Source organism: Aminobacter sp. NyZ550 (genome assembly GCF_025628925.2).
Taxonomy (GTDB): domain Bacteria; phylum Pseudomonadota; class Alphaproteobacteria; order Rhizobiales; family Rhizobiaceae; genus Aminobacter; species Aminobacter ciceronei.
This window is the reverse complement of the sequence record NZ_CP114190.1, coordinates 5,435,194-5,460,309: the sequence shown is the minus strand read 5'-3', so window position 1 is coordinate 5,460,309 and position 25,116 is coordinate 5,435,194. Positions and strand designations below refer to the sequence as shown.

The following is a 25,116-nucleotide window of genomic DNA, read 5'->3' as shown; positions in this document are numbered from 1 at the left end:
CAACTTCCGAGTTCAGCCCTGCCCCTCACTCTGCTGTGCTCGCAAGCTCGCTTGGCTTCCCTCTCCTCGTAAACGGGGCGAAGGAACGGCTACGCCGCCTTCGCCAATCTGGCACCGACTTCCGCAAGAATCTCATACGAACGCTTGCGTGATTGATGGTCGAACACCTGGGCGGTGACCATCAGTTCGTCGGCACCGGTACGCGCGATGAATGCCTCGACGCCGCGCCGGACCGTGTCGCGTGAGCCGACGACGGCGCAGGCAAGCGTCTGGGACAACATCTGGCGCGCGACGGGGTCGAGCTCGCGCTCATAGCCCTCGAGCGGCGCGGGCAGGCGGCCGGGGCGGCCGCTGCGCAGGTTGACGAAGGCCTGCTGTACCGAACTGAACAGAAGCTTCGCCTCGGCGTCGGTGTCGGCGGCGACGATGTTGATGCCGGCCATGACATAGGGTTTGGCCAATCGCTCCGACGGCTGGAAGCGCGAGCGGTAGATCTCGATCGCATGGTCGAGCTCCGAAGGGGCGAAGTGCGAAGCGAAGGCGTAGGGCAGGCCAAGCATGGCGGCGAGCTGCGCGCCATAGAGACTTGATCCCAGCACCCAGACTTCGACCTGCTCGCCCTCGCCGGGCACGGCGCGGATGCGCTGTTCGGGCGTTGCCGGATCGAAATAGCTCATCAGCTCGACGACATCCTGCGGGAAATTGTCGACGCCGGCCTCGAGATTGCGGCGCAGGGCGCGCGCGGTCAGCATGTCGGTGCCGGGCGCCCGGCCGATGCCGAGGTCGATGCGGCCGGGGTGCAGGGCGGCAAGCGTGCCGAACTGTTCAGCGATGACCAGCGGCGCGTGGTTGGGCAGCATGATGCCGCCGGCGCCGACGCGAATGGTGCTGGTGCCGGCCGCGACATGGGCGATGACGACCGAGGTCGCAGCACTGGCGATGCCGGCCATGTTGTGGTGTTCGGCCAGCCAGTAGCGGTGGAAGCCGAGCTTCTCGGCGTGGCGGGCGAGGTCGAGCGTGTTCTTCAGCGATTGGGCGGCAGTGCTGCCTTCGGTGACCGGCGAAAGGTCGAGGACGGACAAGGTGGTCATGAGGCAGCTCCGGCGGGTGAGGACCCGCCGGATATAGGGAGCGTCACCTGCGCAAACAAACCTTCCCGCCGAAGGTATGTTTTGGTCCAGTGGTTGAAGCGCTCTGGAGTGCTCTTCGGCTGCTCCGTCACGCCGCCGTGCCGATAGCGGAAACGCCCAGTTCCTTACGCACCAGCGGCGCCACCTTGGTGCCGTAGAGCTCGATCGCCTTCATGATCTTGTCGTGCGGCATGATGCCGATCGCCATCTGCAGCAGGAAGCGGTCATTCTTGAAGACATTGTGCTGGGCCACGATCTTCTCTGCCACCTGCTCCGGATTGCCGACGAACAGCGCGCCGTTGGCGCCGCGCGACTGGTCGAAATGCGCCCGCGACGTTGGGCCCCAGCCACGCTCGCGGCCGATGCGGTTCATCACCTCGGCCTGCGGCAGGTAGAAGTCGTCGGCCGCATGTTCGGTGGTCTCGCCGATGAAACCATGCACGTTGATGCTGGTGGCGAGCTTGGCCGGATCCTGGCCGGCGCGGCGCGCCGCCTCGCGGTAGAGATCGAAGAGCGGCGCGAAACGGGCCGGCTCGCCGCCGATGATGGCGAGCGCCAGCGGCAGGCCGAGCACGCCGGCACGTGCCGCCGACTGCGGCGTGCCGCCAATGGCGATCCAGATCGGCAAAAGCTCCTGATAGGGGCGGGGATAGACGCCGCGATCGTTGATCGGCGCCCGGTGTGTTCCTTGCCAGGTCACGCGTTCGCTGTCGCGCAATGCCAGGAGCAGATCGAGCTTCTCGGCGAAGAGCTCGTCATAGTCCTCGAGGTTGTAGCCGAACAGCGGAAACGATTCGATGAACGAGCCGCGACCGGCCATGATCTCGGCGCGGCCACCCGACAACTGGTCGAGGGTGGCGAACTGCTGGAACACACGCACCGGATCGTCCGAAGACAGCACGGTGACGGCGCTGGTCAAGCGGATGCGCTTGGTGCGCTCGGCAGCGGCGGCAAGTGCGATGACGGGTGCCGAGGCGGCATAGTCGGGGCGGTGGTGTTCACCCAGGCCGAAAACGTCGAGCCCGACCTGGTCGGCCAGCTCGATTTCCTCGATCAGATTGCGCAACCGCTGGTGGGCTCCGATGGCACCAGGCCCCGGCTCTGGGCTAACGTCTGCAAAAGTGTAGAGGCCAAGTTCCATGATCTCTGGTCCTGTCGCTATTGTTTGTGCTAGAGGTAGCCATCGCTCCACGAGGTCGCCAGACGCGATCTAGTGAACAATCCATATCGAGATTGGCGTCAAAGAGCGTTTCCTATCCGCAACATCACGCGAATTCATGGGAGACATGCCTTTTTGGCGCTTGAACTATGCCTTCGCGCGCGTATGTAAGCGGCGCGAAGTGACTCTAGGGAAATCAAATTGGCAATCTACCGAGAAAAAGACGCCTTTGAGCGGCGGAACGCCGCCAATGACGCAAAGAAAGCCCTCCTCGAAAAGTACAAGGCACGCCCCGCAGCTGACGATCCGGCCGTTCTGGCCCGTCAGGCCGAGCGCAAGGCAATCCTCGAGGCTCGCGCCATCCGTGAAGCCGAGAAGGAAAAGCTGAGGCAAGAGCGCCTGGCCCGCGAAGCCGTTGAAAAGGCCGAACGCGAAGCCAAGGCTGAAGCAGAACGTCTCGCCGCCGAAGAGGCCGCACAGGCTGAAGCAAAGGCGCGCGAGGCAGAGGAAGGCGATCGCATCGCCCGCCTGCTCGCCGACGAAGCCGAGCGCAAGGCCAAGCGCGACGCGCGTTACGCCGCGCGCAAGGCGCGTGGCAAGCGCATGCCGCCTTCGGCCAACTACGGCTGAACGCAGGTCGACCTTCGCCTGCACTCGCCGGAATGACGCATCGGCCCGTTAGTCGGGCTCGATAGCGCAAAACTCACATCGTCAGCGATTCGCGACCGGGGACTTGCCAAGCCCCGGGCGCGGATCGCTTTTGTGCGTCCGACGCACAATGCGTCGACCCCTGTGGATGTCAGGGCGTGCCAGATGAGAAATTGGGAAAGGTGAAGCCCGCCCGTTTCGGGCGGGCCGCCGCAAGTCTGCGGATCAGGCGACCAGCTTGAGGCCGACGATGCCCGAGACGATCAGGCCGATGCAGGCGAGGCGAAGTGCTGTGGCGGGCTCGCCGAGCAGCCAGATGCCAAGCATCGCGGTGCCGACTGTGCCGATACCGGTCCAGATCGCGTATGCCGTGCCGACCGGCAGCGTCTTCAGTGCCAGGCCGAGCAGGCCGAGACTGACGATCATCGAGGCGATAGTGAGCACCGTCGGCATCGGTTTGGTAAAGCCTTCGGTGTATTTCAGGCCGATGGCCCAGCCGATTTCGAAAATTCCCGCGAAAAACAGATAAGTCCAAGCCATGGAACGCTCCAATGGGATGGCGGGTCGTCCCGGCCGGTTTTTAGGGGAAGCGCAGGGCCGTCCCTGCGCCCGCTCAGATAGGACTTTCGCGAGAGAAGTTCAACCCGCGCCCGGCCGCGACAGCCGGGCGGGGTCTGCGTCGTGCCCGTGAGGACTACTTGTCCTTAAGCTTGGTCGCTTGCACCGGAGGCGCCTTGAAAGCCGGCGCAGGTGCTGGCTTCTTGGCGTCTTTCTTGGGTTTCCGGGCTTCTTTCCCGGCTTTCATCGCACCCTTGGCCATGATTCGTTTCTCCCGCTGCTGAGAAGTGGAGTGAAACGCGAAGTTGTCCGGCTTGCAAGAGGGGTCTTGAGCGCCGGGAGCGCCGGACGCCAAGGCCGCGAAAATGACTTGAGCGGGACCTCACGCTCGCTAAAGTCGCTGCGGTGAGGGACCGATGGCAGGACACTCCGGCTCCAGGCTAGTGATCTTTGCGGCTATTGCCGGCAATCTGCTGATTGCCGTCACCAAGTTCGTCGCCGCTGCCTTCACCGGCAGTTCGGCGATGCTGTCGGAAGGCGTGCATTCGCTCGTCGACACCGGCAATGGACTTTTGCTGCTCTACGGGCTGCATCGCGCCGCCCGGCCGCCTGATCTTACTCACCCGCTCGGCCATGGCCGCGAGCTCTATTTCTGGAGCTTCATCGTTGCCCTGCTGGTCTTCGCGCTTGGTGCCGGCGTGGCCTTCTATGAAGGCATCGTCCACATTCTCCACCCTGCGCCGATCGAGAATCCGCTCGTCAACTATGTGGTGCTTGGCGCCTGCATGGTGTTCGAGGGCGGCTCGTGGTTGGTTGCGCTCAGAGAATTCCGCCGCAGCAAGGGCAGTTTCGGCTACATCCAGGCGGTGCGACGGAGCAAGGACCCGAGCGTCTACACGGTGCTGTTTGAAGACAGTGCCGCCTTGCTGGGCCTGGTCATTGCCTTTGCCGGCATCTTTGCCGCGCATTATTTCGAGCAGCCCTGGCTCGACGGTGCCGCCTCGATCGGCATCAGCCTGATCCTTGGCGCCACGGCGGTGTTCCTGGCGCGTGAGAGCAAGGGTTTGCTGATGGGCGAGCCGGCTTCGGCGGACGTGCAGGCGGCGATACTGGCGATCGCCCAGGCCGATCCCGCCGTCGAGCAAGCTAATGGCGTGCTGACAGTGCATCTGGGGCCGGAGCAGGTGGTTGCCGGGCTCAGCCTCGACTTCGTCGACCACATCTCGGCGGCGAAGATCGAAGCCTGCGTCGAAAGACTGGAGGCGAAGCTCAAGGCCGAAGTTCCCGAGGTGACGTCGGTGTTCGTCAAGCCGCAGACGTCGCAGCGATGGAAGCTGCGTCATGACCGGATCGTGAACCCGAAGGCAGGGACGCCGATGCCCGAAGGCGGCTAGTGTGCCCGGGAATCACGCACTGCAGGACAGGAGGAGTTCGAAGTGAAGATCGAAGGCGGGTGCCATTGTGGCGCCATTACCTACAAGGCCGAAGTCGACCCGGACAAGACGGCGATCTGCCATTGCACCGATTGCCAGAAACTGACCGGAACGGCCTTTCGCGTCACCGTTCCGGTGCCGGAGGACAAGATCGCGTTTTCGGGAGCGCCGAAGATTTACGTCAAGACAGGCGACAGCGGCAACAAACGCGCGCAGGGCTTCTGCCCCGAATGTGGCTCGCACCTGTTCGCCACTTCGGTCGGTGACGGACCCAAGGTCTATGGGTTGAGGACCGGAACTTCGGACCAGCGCGAGCAACTGGTGCCCCGCAAACAGGTCTGGCACCGATCGGCGTTGCACTGGCTGCCGGAGTTCGACGGCATGGAGACGGTGGAGAAACAGTCCTGAGGGCAGTGCTTTGCTGCGCTAGTCGCTTTCCTCGACGACGCGCAGCCTGAGCTGCCCAGTCTTGGAATCGGCAGCCCGGGCGCCCGGAGGCTGGGGCTTGGCCGTAACTTCCGCCTCGCCGGCATGGCCCGTGCCGAATTCCAGCGCCTCGATCTTTTCGCCGCGTTTGGTGACCTTGGACGACGATACGAGGATGTCGTCGATGTCCTTGCTCGACTGATCGAAATGCGTCTTGAGTTTACGCACGCGTTCGTCGAGGCGGCCGACATCTTCCATCAGGCGGATGACCTCGCCCTGGATCAGGTGCGCTTGTTCGCGCATGCGGGCGTCCTTGAGGATCGCCTGGATGACCTGGATCGACAGCATCAGCAGTGACGGCGACACGATGACGACGCGGGCGCGGTGGGCACGCTGCACCAGCGATTCGAAGTTCTCGTGGATTTCGGCGAAGATCGATTCCGAGGGCACGAACATGAAGGCGGTGTCCTGGGTCTCGCCCGAGATCAGGTACTTGTCGGCGATCGCCTTGATGTGGACTTCGAGATCGCGCCGGAAGGCCTGGGCGGCATATTTCTGCGCTTCAACCGCGCCTTCGGTATCGGCTGCCGCGCGAATGGCGTTCCACGCCTCGAGCGGAAACTTGGCGTCGATGACAAGTGACGGCGCGCCGTTCGGCATCCTGACAAGACAGTCCGGCCGGTTGTTGTTCGACAGCGTCGCCTGGAATTCGTAGGCGCCGAGCGGCAGGCCGTCGGCGACGATCGTCTCCATGCGCGACTGGCCGAAGGCGCCGCGCGTCTGCTTGTTGGAGAGGATCGCCTGCAGTTGCACCACCTGGCCGGCAAGCGACTGGATGTTGCCTTGTGCGGTATCGATGACCGCCAGCCGCTCCTGCAGCTTGGCCAGGCTCTCATGCGTCGATTTGGTCTGCTCGGTCATTGTCTGGCCAAGGCGGCCGGTCATGGCGTCGAGACGTTGGCTCAGCGATTGGGTCAGCTCCGCCTGGCGCGAGCCGAAGATTTCGGCCACCGTGCCGAGCCGGCCCTGCATCTCCGCCTGCGCCTGCAGGATACCCGCCATGCGGGCCTCGGCATCGCGGGCGTGGTCGGCGGCCTCGGCGGCTGCAACCGCGCGCGCCTTGGCCGAGCGCCACAGCGCCACCATCAGGACGACGACAAGTGCGACGAACAGCACGGCTGCAAACAGCAGCGCCTGCCCGAGCGTGAGCACGGAGGCGCCAAGCTGGGCGATGGGGGCGGACAGGATGCTGGAAAGCTCGTTCATGGCGCGCACCATAGCCGATTCGCACAAAAGGTTCAGATCAAAACGGGAACATCCTGGATCGAGCCCTGTTGACGGTTTTCGCCTGACATCCTAGTTGATGCGCATGACCATCAAGCCGCTCATCATCCTGCCCGATCCGCTCCTGCGCCTGGTTTCCAAGCCGGTCGAGCGCATCGACGACGCCACCCGCAAGTTCGCGCGCGACATGCTCGACACCATGTATGACGCGCCGGGCATCGGCCTTGCCGCCATCCAGGTCGGCGAGCCGCTGCGCATGCTGGTGATCGACCTTGCCAAGGAAGGCGAAGAGCCGGCGCCGATGACGGTCATCAATCCCGAGATCGTCTCGCGTAGCGACGATCGCTCGATCTATGAGGAAGGCTGCCTCTCGATCCCGGACTATTACGCCGAGGTCGAGCGCCCGGCCAAGGTGCGGGTCAAATATCTCGACGAGAACGCCAAGGAGCAGGAAGTCGAGGCCGACGGTCTGCTGGCCACCTGCCTGCAGCACGAGATCGACCATCTCGATGGCGTGCTGTTCATCGACTACATCTCCAAGCTCAAGCGCGACATGGTGATGAAGAAGTTCAAGAAGCTTGCCAAGGACCGTCCGCCGAGCCGCATGGTGGGGTGAGAGCCTGGCCGACCGGAGACTTCGACGGGCTTGACCTGAAGCTCGTAAACCCGTTTGAAGCGATGGCCTGAACGGTCGGCCGGCGCCGTCCGGGGCTGTGCGGGATAGCCGGAACAGAATGAGCCTTCGCGTCATCTTCATGGGCACGCCGGATTTTTCCGTGCCGACGCTGCGTGCGATATCAGAAGCCGGCCACGAGGTCGTTGCCGTCTATTCGCAGCCGCCGCGCGCCGCAGGGCGCCGCGGGCTGGAGCTGACGCCGTCGCCGGTGCAGCGCGAGGCCGAGCGGCTGGGCATCGAGGTGCGCACGCCGCTGTCGCTGAAGGGGGAGGCCGAACAGGCGGCCTTTGCCCAGCTTAAGGCCGACGTCGCAGTGGTCGTTGCATACGGTTTGCTGCTACCCAAGGCCATTCTTCAGGGCACGCGGCTTGGCTGCTACAACGGCCATGCCTCGCTGCTGCCGCGCTGGCGCGGGGCGGCTCCGATCCAGCGCGCCATCATGGCGGGCGATGCGGAAACCGGCATGATGGTCATGCGGATGGAAGAGGGATTGGACACCGGACCGGTGGCTCGACTTGAAAAAGTCGCGATTGGACCCGACATGACGGCCGGTGAGCTGCACGATCGCCTGATGGCGGCAGGCGCTTTGCTGATGGTGGACGCTCTCGCAGAGCTCGAAGCGGGCAAGCTGGAAACGGTGCCGCAGCCATCGGAAGGCGTGACCTACGCCAAAAAAATCGATAAAGCGGAGACGCGGATCGATTGGACCTTGCCGGCGACGGCGGTCGACAACAATATCCGCGGCCTATCGCCATTCCCCGGCGCATGGTGCGAAATCGAAATCGGCGGACGAACCGAGCGCTTGAAAATACTGCGCTCGCAACGCGCCGCTGGACAAGGAGAGCCGGGAACGGTTCTCGACGACCGGTTGGAGATTGCCTGCGGCGACGCTGCCGTGAGGTTGGTCGAGGTACAAAGGGCGGGAGGAAAACCCGTCACCGCGGATGAATTCCTGCGCGGTGCCAAGATCGAAAAAGGAATGAAGTTGTCATGAGCATGATGTCGATTAGGGCAGCTACGCCCCGCGACCGCGAGGCGATCCGCCTCGTAGAAGAACACGCCTTCGGGCAGCAGGCCGAGGCTGGTCTCGTCGATGCGCTGGTTGCCGAAGGCGATGCGGTCGTCGAACTGGTGGCTGAAGAGGATGGCGATGTGGTTGGCCACATCCTGTTTTCCAGGCTTTACATCCAGAACGGCGGCAAGACGGTTCCGGCGGTGGCGCTCGCCCCGCTGGCGGTCGAGCCCGATTTCCACGGCACCGGCATCGGTGGCGCGCTGGTCCGCGAAGCCCACATCCGGCTCAAGGATGCCGGCGAGACGATCGCCGTGGTGCTTGGCGATCCGGCCTATTATGGCCGCTTCGGCTACAGCCACGAGCGTGCAGCAGGGTTCGAGAGCGACTACCAGTGCGACGCGCTGCAGGCCCTGGCCTGGGGCGAGGCGCCCGAGACGGGCAAGCTGGTCTATGCCTCGGCCTTCGGTACTGCTCTTGCCGCGTAAAGCGGCCGGAGCTTTGACTGCACATGCCGCGCTATCGCCTTGATCTGGAATATGATGGTCGCGCCTATGCCGGGTGGCAGCGGCAGGCTGGCCTGCACACCGTGCAGGCGGCGATCGAGCAGGCGATCCTGAAGTTCTCGGGCGACGAAATCTCGCTGCGCGGCGCCGGCCGCACCGATGCGGGCGTGCATGCCACGGCTCAGGTCGCTCATGCCGACCTGACCAAGGCCTGGGCCGACGACAAGGTGCGCGACGCCGTCAACGCGCATCTGCAGATGGCCGGCGAAACCGTCGCCATCATCGCCGCCCGGCAAGTGCCTGACGAGTTCGATGCCCGCTTCTCCGCCACCGGGCGGCACTATATCTACCGTATTCTCAACCGACGCGCGCCGGCAGCGCTCGAGCGTGGCAAGGTCTGGTGGGTGCCCAAGCGCCTCGACCACGAGGCGATGGCGGACGCCGCCAAGCTCCTGCTCGGCCGGCATGATTTCACCACCTTCCGCTCGACGCAGTGCCAGGCGAACAGCCCGCTCAGGACGCTTGCCCAACTCGACGTGACGCGCAGCGGCGACATGATCGAAGTCAGGACGTCGGCGCGCTCGTTCCTTCACAATCAGGTCCGCTCGATGGTCGGCAGCCTGAAACGCGTCGGCGAGGGCGGCTGGACTGCCGACGACCTCAAGGCAGCCCTCGACGCACGCAACCGCGCCGCCTGCGGCCAGGTCGCGCCGCCCGACGGGCTCTATCTCAGCGGCGTCGATTATTGATCTCTAGAGTTGCGCTGCTTGGGGCGGAAAGCCGCGGCGCACTTGTCCTTGAATTGCTTCAGTAGATCGGATTGGTTCCGAGCTTCGGCGCCGGCCAGTCCTGGGTGATCCCGGGCTGTACAGGCCGTTCGAGATAGGTCGACAGCACGACATAGCTGCGCGTCGAGGTCACGCCTGGCGTGTCGTAGATGCGGGCGAGCAGCCCCTCCAGCGCGCGCGTGTCCTCGGTCCGCACCTTGAGCAGGATGCAGGCGTCGCCGGCAACCGTGTGGATTTCCTCGACCTCCGGAAACGACGAGACCGCCATCAGTTCCGGCGTCTTGCCCCAACCCCTGGTGTCGACATGGACGAAGGCCAGCAGCGGCTTGCCGACAGACCTCGGATCGGCCATGGCCACGGTCTGGCGGATGGCACCGGACCGGCGCATGCGCTTGACCCGCTCATGCGCCGCCGGCGCCGACAGGCCTGCCTTTTCGCCCAGTTCGGCGTAGGAGACCGTCGCGTCCTCGACCAGCACGCCTAACAGCCTTCGGTCGGCGGTATCGATCGAGCGCTCCGGCAGGCGGTTCTGCCGAATGCCGTCTGTTTCTTCATCCATCCGGAAATTCTCCGTTGAAGCCGAACATCATTCGGAGAATATGCGCCAATGTCGAACGTTGATCAAACACTTCCCGCTGCTGCCGAACCCGTGGCCCGCATTCCCCGGGCTGCCTATCTATTGACCGGCTGCATTGCCGTCATCGGTTCCAATTCGCTGGTCCTCGGCCCGATCGCGCCCGAGGTTGCGGCAGGCTTCGGCAGTTCCGTGCCGGTGGTCATGACGGCGGCCTCAGCCTTCGGGTTGGGCACCGCGGCAAGTGCCCTCTTCCTTGCCCGCTACATCGACCGCTTCGGCGCCAAGCGCATGTTGCAGCGGGCGCTGGCGTTGCTGGCCGTAGCCCTTTTGGCCAGTGCCGCGGCACCCCAGGTCATTGTGCTGGTCGCAGCGCAATTGCTGGCCGGCATCGCGGCCGGAATAGCCCTACCGGCGATCTATGCCAGCGCCGCGGCCGTTGCTCCACCCGGCCGCGAAAGCGGAACCATCGGCGTCGTGCTGACCGGCTGGACGCTGTCGATGGTCGCCGGCGTGTCGATGTCTGCCGTGCTCGCCGACCTCGTTCACTGGCGCGCGGTATTCGGCGCGGTGGCGCTGCTTTCTGCCATTGCGCTGGCAGCGATTTCGGCGATGTCGGCCGACGACAAGCCGGCCGGCGGTGTCGCTCCAGCGCCGCTGGGAGCGCTGGCGACGCCCGGCATCGTCCCGTTGTTGATCGCCTGTGGCGCCTTCATGACGGCGTTTTACGGCGTCTATGGCTATCTCGGCGATCATCTGCATCAGGCGCTCGGCCGGCCGGTCAGCGCCAATGGCCTCGCCGCCATTTCCTACGGCATCGGTTTCGGTGCCGCCGCACTGCTGGACGGCATTGTCGACCGCCTCGGCGCCCGGCGCGTCATGCCGATAGCCTATCTCGGCGTGGCAGCAATCTATGTGCTCATCGCGGCAGTCGCCGGCACTTTCACCATCCTGATCGCCACCATGGCCTTGTGGGGCTTGGGCAACCATTTCGGCTTGAACGTGCTGGTCATGCGCCTGTCCGCGCTCGACCCTAGCAGGCGTGGAACCATCATGGGGCTGAACAGCGCGGTGACCTATCTTGCCGTGTCGGTCGGCACCACCGCCTTCGGTCCGCTCTACGCCAATTACGGCTTTGCCGCTTCGGCAGTCGTTGCGGCCGTACTGATGCTAGGTGCTGCCGCTGCTGCCTGGCGTTGAGCTGCGGGCGCGGGGCGTTCAGGCCGGCAACTGGATGCCGAACAGGGCCTGCAGCGCAAACAGCACCAGCAGCGACACGAAGAACATGCCGGCGAAGACGGCCGACCCGATCGCCGCACCCTTGCCGATGGTGGCGTTGGTCATGCGCCAGGTGAACACCATCGCGAGTGCGAACACCGCCAACGACAGCAGCGAAACAACGTTGTCAGCCGCCGGAAACAGCATGCGGGCGAGCGCTGCCGGCAGCATCAGCCAGGCGATGATCGCGGACGTCCAGTTGCTGGCGACGACGTAATGGACGAAACGGTCGCCGATGCCGACGCGTGGCGCCACCAGTGCCAGCACGATGAGCGGCAAGACCCAGGCGCCGATGTCGACCATCGCCAGTCGGACGACGATCCCGAAGCGGCTGGCGAACGTCGCCGTCTCCAGCGCGACGTCATTGGACACCCCGGCCCAGCCGACAACGAGGGCGGGAACGGCAACCAGGATTGCGAAGAACGAATTCCAGAAGCCGTCGGCGCTGAGATCGAGCTGGCGCAGGCCGTCGGCCTTGCCCAGCATCAGCCGCCAGGCGCCCGCCAGATTCTGCTCGATTTCATCGCTTGCCAGCATCAGGGCCATTCGTCATCCGAACCAGTCTGCGAGGAACTGCTGGTAGACCTGTGTCAGCTGTTCGAGCTCGGCAAGCGGCACGCGCTCGTCGACCATGTGCATGGTCTTGCCGACGAGCCCGAACTCGACGACCGGGCAGTAGTCCTTGATGAAGCGTGCATCGGAGGTGCCGCCCGTCGTCGATAGTTTGGGCTTGCGTCCGGTGACGCGCTTGATGGAGCCGGCAAGCGCATCGATCAGCTTGTCGTTGCGGGTCAGGAAGACGTGGCTCGGCCGGTCGCGCCAGACGAGCTCGAACTCGACCGGCTCCTTGCGGCCCTTGCGGTACTTCTTGCGCCCGCTCGCCTTGTCCAACCGGTTATGGATCTCGGCCTGCAGCGTCTCGGCCGTCCAGCTGTCGTTGAAGCGGATGTTGAAGCTGGCGGTAGCCTTGGCCGGAATGACGTTCGTCGCCGGATTGCCGACGTCGAAGGTGGTGACCTCCAGGTTCGATGGCTGGAAATCCTTGGTGCCCTTGTCGAAGACCGGGTTGAGCAGCGCATCGACCAGGGTCATCAGCCCGCGCACCGGGTTGTCGGCGAGATGCGGATAGGCGGCGTGGCCTTGCCTGCCGTTGACGGTGATGGTGGCCGAGATCGAACCCCGGCGGCCGATCTTGATCATGTCGCCGAGCGCATCGGGGTTGGTCGGCTCGCCGACCAGCGATGCGTCCCACTTTTCGCCGCGCGAGGCCGCCCATTCGAGCAGCTTGACCGTGCCGTTGATCGACGGGCCTTCCTCGTCGCCGGTGATCAGCAGCGAAATCGAACCTTTCGGGCCGCCATGGGCTTCGACGTGGCGGGCGACGGCGGCGATGAAGCAAGCGATGCCGCCCTTCATGTCGACGGCGCCGCGGCCATACATTTCGCCATTGTCGATGGCTGCCGAAAACGGCGGATGCTTCCACGCCGCCTCGTCGCCGATCGGCACCACGTCGGTATGGCCGGCAAACATCAGATGCGGCCCGTTGCCCGAGCGGCGGGCATAGAGGTTCTCGACGTCAGGCGTGCCGTCCTCGGAAAAGGTCGGGCGGTCGACGGCGAAGCCGAGCGGCTTCAGCATGGTCTCAAGTGCGGACAGCGCACCGCCTTCGGTCGGCGTAACCGACGGGCAGCGGATGAGGGCGGCGAGGTTTTCGGCGGGATCTGTCGGCAGTTTCATGGCGACAGCGATAATCGAATCGCCGGTTCCTGTCACGACGGTCGTTTGTACCAGCGACATCGGCCTCCAGCTTCGCAAAAGCGTGGGGCGATCAGGCGCGGCCCTGGTCACGAGCGCCGCAACGGGCAAGCGTCGATGTCGAGATTGAACGCGGCAACGGGTGAGACGACGTCACCTACGATTTTTAAGTCGGTCCTTAAGTCTCCTGCAATCAGCTGCTGGCATTGTCGCGGCATGAGAATTGCCACGATCACCCACTGGGCCTACGGCATCACTGTCGTCCTGACGGCGCTTTCCGGCGTTTCGTTCATCCTGTCGTCCAACAGCGCCCTCCAGGAGCGCGCTGCGGCCGAGGAGCATCTCACGCTCGACACGCTGGCCGAAGATCTTGCCCTTGGTGCGGAAATGCGCAGCGACGAAGCGAGGCTTTACGTGATGCGCGGTGAGGTGCGCCATCTCCAGGCGTTTCGCGTGCAAGAGGCTGCGGAACGGCGGCTGGAGACCGTTGCGTCGGACCTGGCGGCCCGCGATCCCGCGCCGGCAGAAGCTGCGGCGCTGCGTGCGATCAATGCTCACGCGGACGAGCTGGACAAGCTCGAGGCAGCCGCCATAACGGCCTATCAGAACGGCGACAAGACGACCGCGCAGGAAGCTCTTTTCGGCGCCGAACACGAACGGGTCCAGAATGCGCTGCTTCAGACGGTCACCCATTTCCGCGACCTGACCGCAGCGCGCACGACTGCGGCACTCGATGCGGCTCGCGACCGCAGCAACTGGTGGAGCCTTGTCGCCAAGGTCATGCTGGCGACCACGGGGGCGCTGTTCGTGGCCGTGCTCTATTTCGTTCTCAGCCGCCGGGTAGCGACGCCGTTGCGCCACATGACCGGGATCGTCAGCCGGCTGGCCAAGCAGGACTACAGCGTCGAGGTTCCGGTCAATCGTCGGGCCGACGAAATCGGCGAGATGAGCGATGCCATCGAGGGCTTCCGCACGAACCTGATCGAGCGTGAAAAACTCGACGCCGAACGGCGTGCCGACCAGCATATGAAAGACCTCATCCTCCAGATGATGCACCGCGTGCAGGCATGCCGTGACCAGTTGGAGCTGACGGACGTGGTCGTGCGCTTCGCGCCACAGATTTTCCCCGACCTTGCCGGCGGCCTCTATGTCCTCAACGAAGGCAAGACAGCGCTGGCACGTGTCGGCCTCTGGCTCGATCCGGATCACTCCGCGGCGGAGTTCCCGGCCACGGCCTGCTGGGGTCTGCGGCGCGGCCGTACTCATCACAGCGGCGGCAGCGGCGCCGACGTTCCCTGCCAGCACGTGGATCCGCCTGGCGTCGCGACGCTCTGCGTGCCCCTGACGGCCCAGGGCGACATGATCGGGCTGCTCTATCTCGAAGAGCGCGTCGATGGCGCGCTCGAGCCGGCAGGGCCGCGGCTTTACCTCGAACTCATTGCCGAGAATGTCGGCCTTGCCATTGCCAATCTGCAATTGCAGGCAAAGCTGACGGCACTTGCGGTGAGCGATCCGCTCACCGGCCTGTTCAATCGTCGGTTCCTCGACGAGACGCTGCGGCGGCACGCCCGGGACCACCGGGACGAGCCGCTCGCCTGCCTGATGATCGACATCGACCATTTCAAGCGCTTCAACGATCAGTTCGGCCATGACGCCGGCGACCTCGTCATGCAATTCGTCGGGCAGTCGCTGCGCGAAGCCTGTGCGTCGTCCGGCGATGCTTTCCGCTTCGGCGGCGAGGAATTCACCGCCCTTCTGCCGTCCTTCGGCGAGGCGGACGCGATGGTGCTTGCCGACATGCTGCGCGACAAGATCGGCGGCGTCGCACTCTCTTATGCCGGCCAGCGTCTCGGCGCCGTCTCCGTCTCCGTCGGCGTGGCGGTGTCCCCGGCGGGCGGTTCGGTCGAGACACTTGTGACGCGTGCCGACGCGGCCCTGCTGGAGGCGAAAGCCGGCGGCCGCAACCGGACGATTGCTGCAAGCAACATCAGAAAATCGGCCTGAGGCGCAGGTCGGCTCCCTGCCGGCGACCGCCATGATGCCATGCTCCCCGGTCTGGCAGGCATTGCCACGCCGGGTCTGCTGTCGCTTATAGTGGACTTCGGGAGGGCGCATGGCCAAGGATCATCGGATGATCGTCGTCGCTGGTGCCGGCAGCATCGGCTGCCACGCCGGGGCGTGCCTGGCGCTGGCCGGGCGCGACGTGAGCCTGTTGGCGCGGCCTCGCGTCACTGCCGCGATCAAGGCCGGCGGCCTGCGGGTCAGCGACATCGACGGCTTCGACCGCCTGCTTGCCGCCGGCGCCATCGCAGTCACGATCGACCCCTCGGTGCTGTCCCACGCCGATGTCGTGCTGGTTGCCGTCAAGAGCGGCGACACAGCCGCCATGGCCGAGCTTGTCGCCCGGCATGCGCCGGAAAGTGCCGTCGTCGTCAGTTTGCAGAACGGCATCGACAACGCAGCCAAGCTGCGCGCAGCGCTCGGCCGGCGCCGGGTGGTGGCCGGAATGGTACCGTTCAACGTCGTCCAGTCGGCCGAAGGCGAGCTGCCGCTCCGTGTCCACCGCGCCAGTGCCGGGACGGTGCTGATCGAGGCCGGAGACGAGCGTCTGCGCGAGCTGCTCGACGTCGAGGGCTTTGCGGTCGCCACCCACACCGACATGCCGGCCGTCCAGTGGGGTAAGCTTTTGATGAACCTCAACAATGCGCTTGTCGCGCTGTCCGGATTGCCGCTGGCGGCACAACTGGCGGACGCCAGCTGGCGCCGCATCCTCGCCGGGCAGATCGACGAGGCGCTGGCGGCGATGAAGGCGAATGGCATCGTTCCCGCAAAGGCAGCGGCAGTGCCGCCCGCATTGTTGCCGACGGTACTGCGCCTGCCCGACTGGCTGTTCCTGCGCCTGGCCAGGCGCATGCTGGCCATCGACCCGACGGCGCGCTCGTCGATGTGGGAGGACCTGCAACGGCGGCGCGGGACCGAGATCGATGCGCTTCAGGGCACCATCCTCGGGCTCGCGCGAAAAGCCGGCACCCCGGCCACGCTGACCGAGCGCATCGTCGCCCTGGTGCGCGACGCGGAAGCCAGGGGCAAGGGGTCGCCCAGGCTGAAGCCGGAGCAGGTTGCCGGCAGCTAGCGCCGGGCTGTTTCGATCATCGTGATCTTCTGCCAGATCTTGCGCGACAGGTTCGAGCCGAGCTCCTCGATGTCGTTGACCGCCTTCAGCACGACGTCGTCATTGACCGATTGCGCGAAAAGGGCGGCCAGCTTGCCGGTCAGCGACAGCATTTCGGAGCAATAGTCGAGATAACGCGCAAGGTCCGCCGACTTGGTGATGCGTGCCGGCGAATGCGGGGTCGGGCTGAAGCTTTCAGACAGCGTTGCCGGATCCTTGGTCAGCTGGTGCATGTCGATGACGTGGATCAGCGAGCGCAGCCCGTGCAGTTGCCTGAACGTGCGCTTGCGCTTGATGTGTTCCTCGACGCGGATCAGCGCGAGGAAACCGAGCCCAGCGAGGATCAGCGTGTTGAGCGAGGCCTCGATGCCTTGCACGAAATCGAACGCGCCGGTCGAGATGCGGTCGAAGGACAGGATCGTGCCGATGAACAGGAAGATGCCGGCGCCCGACGCGATGGCAAGCCCGATCAGGATGCGCAGCCACCAGATCGGCTGCTCCAGCGCCTTGGCCGAAGCGGCGAGGTCGCGTGCCAGGCGGACAAGCTCCTGGCTGACGCGGGACAGGCCGGCATCGGGGAACCGTTCGCTCACGCGCTGGCTCAACGTCTCGGCTGTTGCGATGATCTTGGCCGGGTCGAGCGTTCTGTAAGACATCGAACCCGGGCCTTTTTGCGCGGTTACTTCGGCGCGTTGGTGGTGTTACCGAACTGGTTCGGGCCCGGCGTGCCGGGGAAGAAGCACAGCGCGATGAAGGCAAAGATCGACACCACCGGGATGAACAGCGCGACCGCAAACAGGCCGGGTTTGTCGAAGTCATGCAGGCGTTTGACGCTGAAGGCGATATGCGCCCACAGGAAGGTCAGGAAGGTTGCGCCGAACAGCATCGACCAGACCTGCGCCGCACCGCTTTCGGGGTGCACACGCATGAACTGGTAGAGCGGGAACGACATCACCACCAGCATGAACAGGAAGCCGAGCAGGTAGGCCGCGCGGTTGACGCGGCCCGAAAAGCGAAAGAACAACCAGAAGAAATCGACGTTGTTAGGCAAGCGGATCCGGTCCGAATTGGTTGGCGCCCCTGGTGCCTTCGAGGATGCCGAGTTCGACCAGGATCCAGATGGCGCCGATGACGGGCACGAGTGCGATCAGGCTCCACCAGCCCGACTTGTCGCGGTCATGCCAGCGTTTGGCATAGATTGCCAGTGCGAAATAGATCATGCCGATGGTGACGATGATGGAGATGACGCCGGCGCCTGAGTTGCCGATGTCGAGGCCGAGCATCATGTCGAGCAGGTTGGCGACGATGCTGACGACGATCATCACGCCGATGCCGGCCCAGAACTTGGCCCGGTTGATACGACCATCGAAGCTGGTCAGAAGATACTTCCAGTCCATTTCACCCCTCCGAAGCCAACCGGCGCACATTTCTCGTGCGCCGGTCGAAGTTGCTTCGGTTTCAGTGAAAGATCAATCGCGCAGCAGTTCGTTGATCGAGGTCTTGGACCGGGTCTTGGCGTCGACGCGCTTGACGATGACGGCGCAGTAGAGGCTTGGGCCGGCATCGCCGTTCGGCAACGGCTTGCCCGGCAGCGAGCCGGCGACGACGACCGAATTGGCCGGCACTTCGCCGTAGAACACTTCGCCGGTGGCGCGGTCGACGATCTTGGTCGACTGGCCGATGAATACGCCCATGCCGAGCACCGAGCCTTCGCGCACGATGCAGCCCTCGACGACCTCCGAGCGCGCGCCGATGAAGCAGTTGTCCTCGATGATGGTCGGGCCCGCCTGCATCGGCTCGAGCACGCCACCGATGCCGACGCCGCCGGACAGGTGCACGTTCTTGCCGATCTGGGCGCAGGAGCCGACCGAGGCCCAGGTGTCGACCATGGTGCCGGTGTCGACATAGGCGCCGACATTGACGAAGGACGGCATCAAAACGGCTCCCGGAGCGACGAAGGCCGACTTGCGCACGACGGCTGAAGGCACGGCGCGGAAGCCGGCCTTTTCGAAGTCGACAGCACCCCAGCCGTCAAACTTGGACGGCACCTTGTCCCACCACGAGCCGCCGCCGGGCGCGCCCGAGATCAGCTCCATCGGGTTGAGGCGGAAGGACAGCAGCACCGCCTTCTTGAGCCACTGGTTGACCTGCCACTTGCCGTCGTCCTGGCGCTGGGCGACACGGGCCGTACCCTTGTCCAAAAGGTCGAGTGCGGTCTCGATGGCGTCGCGGATTTCGCCGCGGGTCGACGTCGAAATGCCGTCGCGTTCCTCGAACGCCCGATCAATTGTCTTTTCCAGGCTGGCGAGATCGGGCTTCGACATAAACATCTCCGTTACGGGCCGTTAAGGTTAAGGCTTCTAAGCTGGCATAAAATCGCGCGGACCCTATTTCAGGCTTATCTGGGGGTCAATCGCGGTGACGCCGCGGAATGTCGCGGGCAACGAAATTTGAGGTCGAGCATATAATGAATCCAATGGACAAGGCTGGCTGGACGCCGCTGCCGCACTCCGACGAGGATCTCGAGCGTTCCAAGAGTGTGCCCGACACGCCGCAGACGCGCGCCTCGACATACAGGCTTGCCTGGAATGATGAAGACTTCATGACCCAGCGCGACCTGCGCCCGGTGCGGCTGCAGCTCGAACTGCTCAAGACCGAGATGATCCTCGCCGAGCGCGGCATACGTTCGACGGTCATCCTGTTTGGTGGTGCGCGCATTCCGGAGCCGGGCGGCGAGGCCTGGGCTGCCAAGAACGAGACGCAGCGCAAGAACCTCGAGGCCAACAGCAGATATTATGACGAGGCGCGCAAGTTTGCCCGCCTGTGCTCGCAGCATTCGGCCGCGTCCTACTATCGCGAGTTCGTCGTCGTCACCGGCGGCGGGCCGGGCGTTATGGAAGCCGGCAACCGCGGTGCCGACGATGTCGGAGCCCCCTCTATCGGCCTCAACATCGTCTTGCCGCACGAGCAGGCGCCCAACCCCTATGTGACGCCGGAGCTGTGCTTCAATTTCCACTATTTCGCCATCCGCAAGATGCATTTCGTCATGCGCGCCAAGGCGGTCGCCGTGTTCCCCGGCGGCTTCGGCACGATGGACGAGTTCTTCGAAACGCTGACGCTGATCCAGACGGGGCGTATGGAGCGGGTGCCAGTCATCCTGTTCGGCAAGTCATTCTGGGAGCGGGCGATCGACCTCGATTTCCTCGCCGATCAGGGCACGATCACGCCCGGCGACCAGGACATCATCGACTTTGTCGACACCGCCGACGAGGCATGGGACATCATCGCCAGATTCTACAGCCTTTGAGCCGGCGTCCACCGGCAGCGGCCGGTGGACGAGCGTCACCAGCACGAAGGAAATGATCATCAGCAGATACCAGGCGCCGAGCTTCTGGATCGAGACCGGCGTCCAGCCATCGTGCTGGCCGGGATAGATCCAGGCGCGCGACCAGGTGCCGATGTTCTCGGCAAACCAGATGAACAGCGAAACCAGCAGGAAGCCGAGCAAAAGCGGCATGCGGTGGCGGAAGCGGAAGACGCGGTAGTGCACGACGGTGCGGAGATAGAGCACTGCTGTGACGGCAAACAGTCCGTAGCGGATGTCGATGACGAAGTGGTGGGCGAAGAAGTTGACGTAGATCGCCGCGCACAGAAGCATCGTTGCCCATAACGGCGGATAATGCGTGTAGCGCATGTCGAAGATGCGGCTGACGCGGGCGAGGTAGGAGCCGACGGCCGCATACATGAAGCCCGAAAACAACGGGACCGCGCCGATGCGGAACAGGCTGTCTTCCGGGTAGGCCCAGGAACCTGCCTGTGTCTTGAATACCTCCATGGCCGTGCCGACGATGTGGAAGATCAGGATAACCTTGGCTTCCGACGGCTTTTCCAGCTTGAGCGCCAGCATCGCCAGCTGGATGGCGACGGCCGAGAGGAACAGGAAGTCGTAGCGGGCAAGGGCGACCCCGTCCGGCCACCACAGCTTGGTCGCCATGATCAGCGCCAGCATGGCACCGCCGAACAGACAGGCCCAGGCCTGCTTCAGCCCGAAGACGAGGAATTCGACGACCGCGCCAGAGAGGCCTCCGGCGGGCAGGCGGTCGAGAACGGCATGGGCCGCTGCATCGATCCGCGCCTCGACGGAGGTAAAACGGCTCAAGCGGCGTTGGCCTCGACGATGGTGGTCAGGAAGCTTGCGAGATCGTCGGTGACGTAGTCGACGTCGTCCTCATGGGTCGGATCGCTTTCCCAGATCTCGGAGAAGGTCGGCTCGAAATTGCGCGGCACGATCAAGACCGTGGTCATGCCGAGCGACTTCGGCACCGACAGGTTACGCGCCAGGTCCTCGAACATGACAGCGTTGGCGCCTGTCACCTTGTGCAAGGCGGCGAAGGTCTCGTAGGGCTGGCGCGCCGGCTTGGGCGTAAGCCCTGCGGCGACGATGTCGAAAATGTCGTCGAAATGGTCGAGGATGCCGAGCTGGCGCGCGGTGCGCTCGGCATGGCTGCGGTTGCCGTTGGTGAAGATGAACTTGCGGCCCGGCAATTGGCGGATGGCGGCACCCAGCACCGGGTCCGGCACAAGCCAGGAATAGTCGATGTCGTGGACGTGTTCGAGGAACGCGTCGGGGTCGATGCCGTGACGCTGCATCAGCCCGTTCAGCGTCGTGCCGTACTCCAGATAGAGCTCCTTCTGGAGCTTGCGCGCATCCTCGCGCGACAAGGTCAGGAGCTCTGCGACATAGCCGGTCATCTTCACGTCGATCTGCGAAAACAGATTCGAGTGGTGCGGATACAGCGTGTTGTCGAGGTCGAAGACCCAGTCGGTGACGTGGTCGAAGCGAGCGGGATCGGGTGTGTCGGTCATGCCGCCCTTATGCCACGGTTCGAGAATTTTGGAAGCACCTGCATAAGGCCAGTCTGGCTCTCGACAATGGCCAAAATTCGTTGGACACCAGATTCAACATGGTGGGTCAAATTTTAACTACCGATGAAAGATGACCTTCAGTTGATGCTGGCATTCCAAAGCCGGCAGGGAGTCGAAATGAAAATCGTCGTTCTTAAAACAGCCGCTGTGACCTTGATTTCAATCTTGGGTTCGCTTGCACTGGTCTTGACGATCGTGCCGGCGCTGGGAGGAACAGTTGGCGCCATCGCCTGGCTGATGTGCTTGCTGTGCCCACTGTTCATTGCGCCTCCGCTGGGTTTCTTCACCTTCATGCAGGAGAGGAAGCTCAAGCTTGCCCACGAAGACCTGACACGGGCCCACGCTCAACTCGCCGCCGCCCATCGCCGCCTGTCGGAAAAGGCGAGCCGCGACGAGATGACAGGCATGCTCAACCGCGAGAACTTCTTTGCCGCGCTCGACGGCAGCAGGCGCAAGAGCGATCGCGGCGCGCTGCTGATCATCGACGCCGACCACTTCAAGCAGATCAATGACAGTTTCGGCCACCTGACTGGCGACCAGGCGTTGCTGCAGATCGCTGCCGCCATCACCCGTGGCGTGCGCGGCGGCGACATACTTGGCCGCATCGGCGGCGAGGAGTTTGGCGCCTTCCTCGTCGGCGCGACGGTTGACGAAGCCAAGCTGGTGGCTGAACGCATTCGCAGCGAGGTCGAGGCACTACGCTTCCAGCCAAGCGACGAGCGTGCCGTGCCGCTGACGGTCAGCATTGGCGGCACCGACTGCGAAGCGGAAGCAAATGTTTCCGAACTCATGCGCAACGCCGACAAGCGCCTCTATGAGGCCAAGCGCCGTGGCCGCAACCGGGCCATCTTCGACATGGGCGTTCCGGAAGCGGCGTAACGGCGTGCAAAACGGTCACACGGTTTGCGACAGGGGCGGTGGCGTTTGCCGTCGCCCATTTTGCTTTTGAGCTCGCCCGTTACCACTCGCTGCGGCGAAGATCCTTCGCGAAAATCGCGGTACATTCCAGCCGACCGAAGGCCAAGAAATGAACATGGTCTTAGACAGCCCGTCGATTCGCCCTACATCGATCGCGTAGGTCTCTGACGCAACCGGCATCGCTGGCGCAACGTTTTCTCTGAATCTGTCGAAACCAGGCGGTTCAGAACGACATACGTCCGCATGCATGATGCGACCTCGAAGCAGATGCCTGCATGGAATCGTTCGGTGGCCTCACCGGCAGTGGCAGTCCAACGGTCGGCTTTCGAAGTCAAAGGAACCGGAAATGACATTTTCCCATAGCTCGCCGGCAACGCCCGAGGACGCCTATCCAAGGCGATGGATTGCGATGGCGATCCTGCTCCTGGCCGGCTTCATGAATCTGATCGACGTGACAATCGTCAATGTTGCCTTGCCACGCCTGCAATCCGGGCTTGGCGCGACAAGCAGCCAGATCGAATGGGTGGTGGCGGCCTATGTGCTGGCCTTCGCGCTCGGCCTGCTGCCGTTTGGCCGGCTTGGCGACGTTGTCGGCCGCAAGCGTCTGTTCCTGATCGGCGTCGCGAGCTTCACCGTGTTTTCGGCGCTGTGCGGCCTGGCGCCGACGATGACGACCTTGATCCTTGCGCGCGTGCTGCAGGGCCTGGCCGGCGCCATGATGATGCCGCAGGTGCTGGCGATCACCCAGGTGATCTTTCCGCCGCAGGAACGTGGCTTCGCCTTCTCGCTCTTCGGCCTGTCGGCGGGCCTTGCTTCCGTCGCCGGTCCTCTCGCCGGAGGCATGCTGATCAGTGCCAACATTTTTGGCCTCGACTGGCGGCCGATCTTCCTGGTCAACATCCCGATAGGCATCATGGCGGTGATTGCCGGCCGTGCGCTCATCCCGGACATGCCTGGACGGCCGGAGCTGACGCAGGATCCGCTCGGCATTCTGATCGCCAGTGCCGCGGTCTTCCTGCTGGTGTTTCCGCTCATCGAGGGTCATGCCTATGGCTGGCCGCAGTGGACCTTCGTGATGATCGCACTGTCGATCGGCGCAATGGTCAGCTTCTTCCTGCACCAGAAGTCGCGGGCGAAGGGGGAGAAAAGCCAGTTGCTTCCGGTAGCCCTGATGACCAACGGCAACTTCATGCTCGGCTCGGTGATGACCATGACCTTCTTCTCCGGCGTGGCGGGCTTCTTCCTGGTCCTTGCCGTCTTCCTGCAGACCGGTTTCGGCCTGACGCCGCTGCAGTCAGGGCTGACGACGGTGCCGTTTCCGATCGGCGTGCTGATCGCGTCGCTGATCTCGGGGCGGCTGGGCAGCCGCTGGCCGCAGCGGCGCATCGTTGCCGGCGCGCTGGTCATGGGCATCGGCATGGGCTGGCTGCGTTTCGTCGTCGCCAATGTCGGCGACGCTGTCGACCATTGGAACTTCGTCCTGCCGCTTTTGATGTGCGGCTTCGGCATGGGCATCGCCATCTCGTCGCTGTTCCAGACGGTACTGTCTACCGTGCCGCCGCGCGATGCAGGTTCGGGCTCGGGCGCCGTGCAGGCCTTCCAGCAGATCGGCGCAGCCCTCGGCATTGCCGTTACCGGACAGATCTTCTTCTCGACCCTGGCCGTCAAGGCGAGCGAGCTTCCGCACATCGCCTTCGTCTCCGCCATGGAGCATGCGCTTGTCTACGAGATGGTGGCATTCGTCCTGGTGGCGGCGATGGTGTTCTTTCTGAAACCGGCCACCCCGCAAGGCAACCGCGGCCAAAGCGTCGAAGACAGGCAGCCGCTGCCCGTGGAGATGTGACGGGGACGCGCGGTCCGCTGGATCAATGCATCACCCCGAAAATCGATTCCGAATTGCGGGGTGATGCTGTAGACGCGGACATGCGGCCGCTCCGGCCGTCTTCAAGCCGACACTGAACCGACATGCCATTGTGGATCCCCATCACCATTGCCGCCGCCTTCCTGCAGAACCTGCGGTCGGTGGTGCAGAAGCACCTGAAAGGGGTGATGGGCACGACCGGTGCCACATTCGTGCGCTTCGGTTTCGGCTTTCCCTTCGCGCTTGCCTTTGTCGGGGTGCTGCATTTCGTCGTCGGCTACGAACTGCCGGCTCTGAACAGGACGTTCTTTGCCTGGGCGGTGGTCGGCGGCCTGGGCCAGATCGCCGCGACCTTCCTGTTGATCCACCTGTTCTCGTTCCGGAACTTTGCCGTCGGCACCGCCTATTCGCGCACAGAACCGGCACAAGCGGCGTTGTTCGGGCTGTTGTTCCTCGGCGAACGCGCGACGGCGGGTGCTGTCGCGGCCATTGCCATCAGCGTCTTCGGCGTGATGCTGATCTCTGTCGCCCACACCGCATTCACCGCGCGAACGCTGGTGACCTCGGTGCTCAGCCGCAACGCGCTTATCGGTCTGGCCTCCGGTACGTTCTTCGGCATTTCGGCGGTCGCCTACCGTGCGGCGTCGCTGGCGCTCGGCGGGCCGAACTTCATGATGCAGGCGGCGGTCACGCTCGCCGTCGTCATCGTCTTCCAGACGCTGATCATGCTGGGCTGGATTCTGTGGAGGGAGCGCGACGAGCTGCCACGCATCGCCAGGGCCTGGCGGCCGGCGCTGTTCACCGGTCTGGTCGGCGCCTCGGCTTCGTTCGGCTGGTTCATGGCGATGACGTTGCAGCAGGCGGCGATCGTCAAGTCACTCGCCCAGATCGAGATGCTGTTCACCTTCGCGTCGAGTGTCTTCTTCTTTCGCGAGCGCATCAACCGGCTCGAAATAGCCGGTTGTGTGCTGATCGTCGGCGGCATCCTGGTGCTGCTAGCTCTGGGCTGAGA

Annotated in this window: 27 protein-coding genes and 1 pseudogene; 14 read left to right on the top strand and 14 right to left on the bottom strand. The window is 64.2% G+C overall.

Annotated elements, in window-relative coordinates:
* Positions 1 to 89: 89 nt before the first annotated feature.
* Positions 90 to 1,091 carry an LLM class flavin-dependent oxidoreductase gene (locus N7E70_RS27125; protein ID WP_067965669.1) on the bottom strand — a complete coding sequence of 334 codons (1,002 nt, stop codon included), beginning with the start codon at positions 1,089 to 1,091 and terminating at the stop codon, positions 90 to 92.
* A 127-nt stretch (positions 1,092 to 1,218) separates the two neighbouring features.
* Positions 1,219 to 2,271: an LLM class flavin-dependent oxidoreductase gene (locus tag N7E70_RS27120; RefSeq protein WP_067965667.1), complete on the bottom strand. Its 1,053-nt coding sequence runs from the start codon at positions 2,269 to 2,271 to the stop codon at positions 1,219 to 1,221.
* A gap of 219 nt (positions 2,272 to 2,490) precedes the next feature.
* Between N7E70_RS27120 and N7E70_RS27115 the strand changes: the two genes are divergently transcribed.
* Complete coding sequence (locus N7E70_RS27115; RefSeq protein ID WP_067965665.1) at positions 2,491 to 2,919, top strand: DUF6481 family protein; 429 nt, start codon at positions 2,491 to 2,493, stop codon at positions 2,917 to 2,919.
* Positions 2,920 to 3,162: 243 nt separating this feature from the next.
* On the opposite strand, the gene sugE is transcribed toward N7E70_RS27115, so the two are convergent.
* Both sugE and N7E70_RS27105 read right to left on the bottom strand, forming a co-directional pair.
* Entirely contained in the window at positions 3,163 to 3,477 is a 315-nt protein-coding gene (sugE, locus tag N7E70_RS27110; protein WP_067965664.1) for a quaternary ammonium compound efflux SMR transporter SugE, read from the bottom strand.
* Between the two features lie 154 nt (positions 3,478 to 3,631).
* The gene (locus N7E70_RS27105) at positions 3,632 to 3,757 is read right to left on the bottom strand and encodes a hypothetical protein (RefSeq protein ID WP_018426265.1); all 126 of its coding nucleotides are present in this window, start codon (positions 3,755 to 3,757) and stop codon (positions 3,632 to 3,634) included.
* Between the two features lie 154 nt (positions 3,758 to 3,911).
* Here N7E70_RS27105 and N7E70_RS27100 point away from each other — a divergent pair, with 154 nt between their 5' ends.
* Together N7E70_RS27100 and N7E70_RS27095 are read left to right on the top strand one after the other, a co-directional pair.
* On the top strand, positions 3,912 to 4,889 hold the full coding sequence (locus N7E70_RS27100) for a cation diffusion facilitator family transporter (protein ID WP_154385918.1): 978 nt from the start codon (positions 3,912 to 3,914) through the stop codon (positions 4,887 to 4,889).
* Between the two features lie 42 nt (positions 4,890 to 4,931).
* The gene (locus tag N7E70_RS27095; RefSeq protein ID WP_263008146.1) at positions 4,932 to 5,336 is read left to right on the top strand and encodes a GFA family protein; all 405 of its coding nucleotides are present in this window, start codon (positions 4,932 to 4,934) and stop codon (positions 5,334 to 5,336) included.
* Between the two features lie 18 nt (positions 5,337 to 5,354).
* Here N7E70_RS27095 and N7E70_RS27090 read toward each other — a convergent pair whose 3' ends face one another.
* Positions 5,355 to 6,620, bottom strand: a complete 1,266-nt coding sequence (locus N7E70_RS27090) for a DNA recombination protein RmuC (protein WP_067967144.1) — start codon at positions 6,618 to 6,620, stop codon at positions 5,355 to 5,357.
* A gap of 103 nt (positions 6,621 to 6,723) precedes the next feature.
* Here N7E70_RS27090 and def point away from each other — a divergent pair, with 103 nt between their 5' ends.
* The 4 genes from def (at position 6,724) to truA (ending at position 9,581) form a co-directional block, all read left to right on the top strand.
* Positions 6,724 to 7,254, top strand: a complete 531-nt coding sequence (gene def / locus N7E70_RS27085; RefSeq protein WP_067967142.1) for a peptide deformylase — start codon at positions 6,724 to 6,726, stop codon at positions 7,252 to 7,254.
* Between the two features lie 118 nt (positions 7,255 to 7,372).
* Positions 7,373 to 8,308 (top strand): methionyl-tRNA formyltransferase, encoded by a 936-nt coding sequence (gene fmt / locus N7E70_RS27080; RefSeq protein ID WP_154385917.1) that lies wholly within the window; start codon positions 7,373 to 7,375, stop codon positions 8,306 to 8,308.
* Complete coding sequence (locus N7E70_RS27075) at positions 8,305 to 8,814, top strand: GNAT family N-acetyltransferase (protein WP_067965654.1); 510 nt, start codon at positions 8,305 to 8,307, stop codon at positions 8,812 to 8,814. The genes fmt and N7E70_RS27075 overlap by 4 nt, the downstream gene beginning before the upstream one ends.
* 23 nt (positions 8,815 to 8,837) lie before the next feature.
* Positions 8,838 to 9,581, top strand: a complete 744-nt coding sequence (gene truA, locus N7E70_RS27070) for a tRNA pseudouridine(38-40) synthase TruA (protein WP_067965652.1) — start codon at positions 8,838 to 8,840, stop codon at positions 9,579 to 9,581.
* A gap of 58 nt (positions 9,582 to 9,639) precedes the next feature.
* Here truA and N7E70_RS27065 read toward each other — a convergent pair whose 3' ends face one another.
* Positions 9,640 to 10,179, bottom strand: a complete 540-nt coding sequence (locus tag N7E70_RS27065; RefSeq protein WP_067965650.1) for an Lrp/AsnC family transcriptional regulator — start codon at positions 10,177 to 10,179, stop codon at positions 9,640 to 9,642.
* A gap of 48 nt (positions 10,180 to 10,227) precedes the next feature.
* On the opposite strand from N7E70_RS27065, the gene N7E70_RS27060 reads away from it, so the two are divergent.
* A complete protein-coding gene (locus N7E70_RS27060) occupies positions 10,228 to 11,394 on the top strand; it encodes an MFS transporter (protein WP_067965647.1) in 1,167 nt (388 codons plus the stop codon).
* 18 nt (positions 11,395 to 11,412) lie between these two features.
* On the opposite strand, the gene N7E70_RS27055 is transcribed toward N7E70_RS27060, so the two are convergent.
* Positions 11,413 to 12,009, bottom strand: a complete 597-nt coding sequence (locus N7E70_RS27055; RefSeq protein ID WP_067967141.1) for a transporter — start codon at positions 12,007 to 12,009, stop codon at positions 11,413 to 11,415.
* 12 nt (positions 12,010 to 12,021) lie between these two features.
* Positions 12,022 to 13,209: a succinyl-diaminopimelate desuccinylase gene (gene dapE, locus N7E70_RS27050; RefSeq protein ID WP_067967139.1), complete on the bottom strand. Its 1,188-nt coding sequence runs from the start codon at positions 13,207 to 13,209 to the stop codon at positions 12,022 to 12,024.
* Positions 13,210 to 13,443: 234 nt separating this feature from the next.
* Between dapE and N7E70_RS27045 the strand changes: the two genes are divergently transcribed.
* Together N7E70_RS27045 and N7E70_RS27040 are read left to right on the top strand one after the other, a co-directional pair.
* Entirely contained in the window at positions 13,444 to 15,231 is a 1,788-nt protein-coding gene (locus tag N7E70_RS27045) for a diguanylate cyclase (protein ID WP_067965645.1), read from the top strand.
* A 109-nt stretch (positions 15,232 to 15,340) separates the two neighbouring features.
* On the top strand, positions 15,341 to 16,360 hold the full coding sequence (locus N7E70_RS27040) for a 2-dehydropantoate 2-reductase (protein ID WP_067965643.1): 1,020 nt from the start codon (positions 15,341 to 15,343) through the stop codon (positions 16,358 to 16,360).
* Here N7E70_RS27040 and N7E70_RS27035 read toward each other — a convergent pair.
* The 4 genes from N7E70_RS27035 to dapD form a co-directional block, all read right to left on the bottom strand.
* Positions 16,357 to 17,055, bottom strand: coding sequence for a hypothetical protein (locus tag N7E70_RS27035; RefSeq protein WP_154385915.1), 699 nt, complete (start codon positions 17,053 to 17,055; stop codon positions 16,357 to 16,359). The genes N7E70_RS27040 and N7E70_RS27035 overlap by 4 nt on opposite strands.
* A 23-nt stretch (positions 17,056 to 17,078) precedes the next feature.
* Positions 17,079 to 17,450 carry a DUF805 domain-containing protein gene (locus N7E70_RS27030; RefSeq protein ID WP_067965639.1) on the bottom strand — a complete coding sequence of 124 codons (372 nt, stop codon included), beginning with the start codon at positions 17,448 to 17,450 and terminating at the stop codon, positions 17,079 to 17,081.
* Complete coding sequence (locus N7E70_RS27025) at positions 17,443 to 17,796, bottom strand: DUF805 domain-containing protein (protein WP_067965636.1); 354 nt, start codon at positions 17,794 to 17,796, stop codon at positions 17,443 to 17,445. The genes N7E70_RS27030 and N7E70_RS27025 overlap by 8 nt, the downstream gene beginning before the upstream one ends.
* Before the next feature lie 72 nt (positions 17,797 to 17,868).
* The gene (dapD, locus tag N7E70_RS27020; protein WP_067965635.1) at positions 17,869 to 18,723 is read right to left on the bottom strand and encodes a 2,3,4,5-tetrahydropyridine-2,6-dicarboxylate N-succinyltransferase; all 855 of its coding nucleotides are present in this window, start codon (positions 18,721 to 18,723) and stop codon (positions 17,869 to 17,871) included.
* A 143-nt stretch (positions 18,724 to 18,866) separates the two neighbouring features.
* On the opposite strand from dapD, the gene N7E70_RS27015 reads away from it, so the two are divergent.
* Positions 18,867 to 19,706: an LOG family protein gene (locus N7E70_RS27015; RefSeq protein WP_154385914.1), complete on the top strand. Its 840-nt coding sequence runs from the start codon at positions 18,867 to 18,869 to the stop codon at positions 19,704 to 19,706.
* Between the two features lie 3 nt (positions 19,707 to 19,709).
* Here N7E70_RS27015 and N7E70_RS27010 read toward each other — a convergent pair.
* A pseudogene (locus N7E70_RS27010) lies at positions 19,710 to 20,558 on the bottom strand (DUF817 domain-containing protein); the annotation flags it as partial.
* Positions 20,555 to 21,265, bottom strand: coding sequence for a pyrimidine 5'-nucleotidase (locus tag N7E70_RS27005; protein WP_067965631.1), 711 nt, complete (start codon positions 21,263 to 21,265; stop codon positions 20,555 to 20,557). The gene N7E70_RS27005 and the pseudogene N7E70_RS27010, both read right to left, overlap by 4 nt.
* A 177-nt stretch (positions 21,266 to 21,442) precedes the next feature.
* On the opposite strand from N7E70_RS27005, the gene N7E70_RS27000 reads away from it, so the two are divergent.
* From N7E70_RS27000 to N7E70_RS26990, 3 genes are all read left to right on the top strand, one after another.
* Entirely contained in the window at positions 21,443 to 22,204 is a 762-nt protein-coding gene (locus N7E70_RS27000; protein WP_067967133.1) for a GGDEF domain-containing protein, read from the top strand.
* Between the two features lie 385 nt (positions 22,205 to 22,589).
* The gene (locus tag N7E70_RS26995; RefSeq protein ID WP_263008143.1) at positions 22,590 to 24,086 is read left to right on the top strand and encodes an MFS transporter; all 1,497 of its coding nucleotides are present in this window, start codon (positions 22,590 to 22,592) and stop codon (positions 24,084 to 24,086) included.
* Positions 24,087 to 24,208: 122 nt separating this feature from the next.
* Positions 24,209 to 25,114, top strand: coding sequence for a DMT family transporter (locus N7E70_RS26990; protein WP_182575138.1), 906 nt, complete (start codon positions 24,209 to 24,211; stop codon positions 25,112 to 25,114).
* The last annotated feature ends 2 nt before the right edge of the window (positions 25,115 to 25,116 follow it).

What these genes read in the sequence shown, in the direction of transcription:
- N7E70_RS26990 (WP_182575138.1), top strand. Translation starts at nt 24,209, where the DNA reads ATGCCATTGTGGATCCCCATCACCATTGCCGCCGCCTTCCTGCAGAAC.
- N7E70_RS27060 (WP_067965647.1), top strand. Translation starts at nt 10,228, where the DNA reads ATGTCGAACGTTGATCAAACACTTCCCGCTGCTGCCGAACCCGTGGCC.
- dapE (WP_067967139.1), bottom strand. Translation starts at nt 13,209, where the DNA reads ATGAAACTGCCGACAGATCCCGCCGAAAACCTCGCCGCCCTCATCCGC.
- N7E70_RS27075 (WP_067965654.1), top strand. Translation starts at nt 8,305, where the DNA reads ATGAGCATGATGTCGATTAGGGCAGCTACGCCCCGCGACCGCGAGGCG.
- dapD (WP_067965635.1), bottom strand. Translation starts at nt 18,723, where the DNA reads ATGTCGAAGCCCGATCTCGCCAGCCTGGAAAAGACAATTGATCGGGCG.
- N7E70_RS27005 (WP_067965631.1), bottom strand. Translation starts at nt 21,265, where the DNA reads ATGACCGACACACCCGATCCCGCTCGCTTCGACCACGTCACCGACTGG.
- N7E70_RS27100 (WP_154385918.1), top strand. Translation starts at nt 3,912, where the DNA reads ATGGCAGGACACTCCGGCTCCAGGCTAGTGATCTTTGCGGCTATTGCC.
- N7E70_RS27040 (WP_067965643.1), top strand. Translation starts at nt 15,341, where the DNA reads ATGGCCAAGGATCATCGGATGATCGTCGTCGCTGGTGCCGGCAGCATC.
- N7E70_RS27120 (WP_067965667.1), bottom strand. Translation starts at nt 2,271, where the DNA reads ATGGAACTTGGCCTCTACACTTTTGCAGACGTTAGCCCAGAGCCGGGG.
- N7E70_RS27105 (WP_018426265.1), bottom strand. Translation starts at nt 3,757, where the DNA reads ATGGCCAAGGGTGCGATGAAAGCCGGGAAAGAAGCCCGGAAACCCAAG.
- N7E70_RS27000 (WP_067967133.1), top strand. Translation starts at nt 21,443, where the DNA reads ATGAAAATCGTCGTTCTTAAAACAGCCGCTGTGACCTTGATTTCAATC.
- N7E70_RS27125 (WP_067965669.1), bottom strand. Translation starts at nt 1,091, where the DNA reads ATGACCACCTTGTCCGTCCTCGACCTTTCGCCGGTCACCGAAGGCAGC.
- def (WP_067967142.1), top strand. Translation starts at nt 6,724, where the DNA reads ATGACCATCAAGCCGCTCATCATCCTGCCCGATCCGCTCCTGCGCCTG.
- fmt (WP_154385917.1), top strand. Translation starts at nt 7,373, where the DNA reads ATGAGCCTTCGCGTCATCTTCATGGGCACGCCGGATTTTTCCGTGCCG.
- sugE (WP_067965664.1), bottom strand. Translation starts at nt 3,477, where the DNA reads ATGGCTTGGACTTATCTGTTTTTCGCGGGAATTTTCGAAATCGGCTGG.
- N7E70_RS27025 (WP_067965636.1), bottom strand. Translation starts at nt 17,796, where the DNA reads ATGGACTGGAAGTATCTTCTGACCAGCTTCGATGGTCGTATCAACCGG.
- N7E70_RS26995 (WP_263008143.1), top strand. Translation starts at nt 22,590, where the DNA reads ATGACATTTTCCCATAGCTCGCCGGCAACGCCCGAGGACGCCTATCCA.
- N7E70_RS27065 (WP_067965650.1), bottom strand. Translation starts at nt 10,179, where the DNA reads ATGGATGAAGAAACAGACGGCATTCGGCAGAACCGCCTGCCGGAGCGC.
- N7E70_RS27090 (WP_067967144.1), bottom strand. Translation starts at nt 6,620, where the DNA reads ATGAACGAGCTTTCCAGCATCCTGTCCGCCCCCATCGCCCAGCTTGGC.
- N7E70_RS27045 (WP_067965645.1), top strand. Translation starts at nt 13,444, where the DNA reads ATGAGAATTGCCACGATCACCCACTGGGCCTACGGCATCACTGTCGTC.
- N7E70_RS27015 (WP_154385914.1), top strand. Translation starts at nt 18,867, where the DNA reads ATGAATCCAATGGACAAGGCTGGCTGGACGCCGCTGCCGCACTCCGAC.
- N7E70_RS27055 (WP_067967141.1), bottom strand. Translation starts at nt 12,009, where the DNA reads ATGCTGGCAAGCGATGAAATCGAGCAGAATCTGGCGGGCGCCTGGCGG.
- N7E70_RS27035 (WP_154385915.1), bottom strand. Translation starts at nt 17,055, where the DNA reads ATGTCTTACAGAACGCTCGACCCGGCCAAGATCATCGCAACAGCCGAG.
- truA (WP_067965652.1), top strand. Translation starts at nt 8,838, where the DNA reads ATGCCGCGCTATCGCCTTGATCTGGAATATGATGGTCGCGCCTATGCC.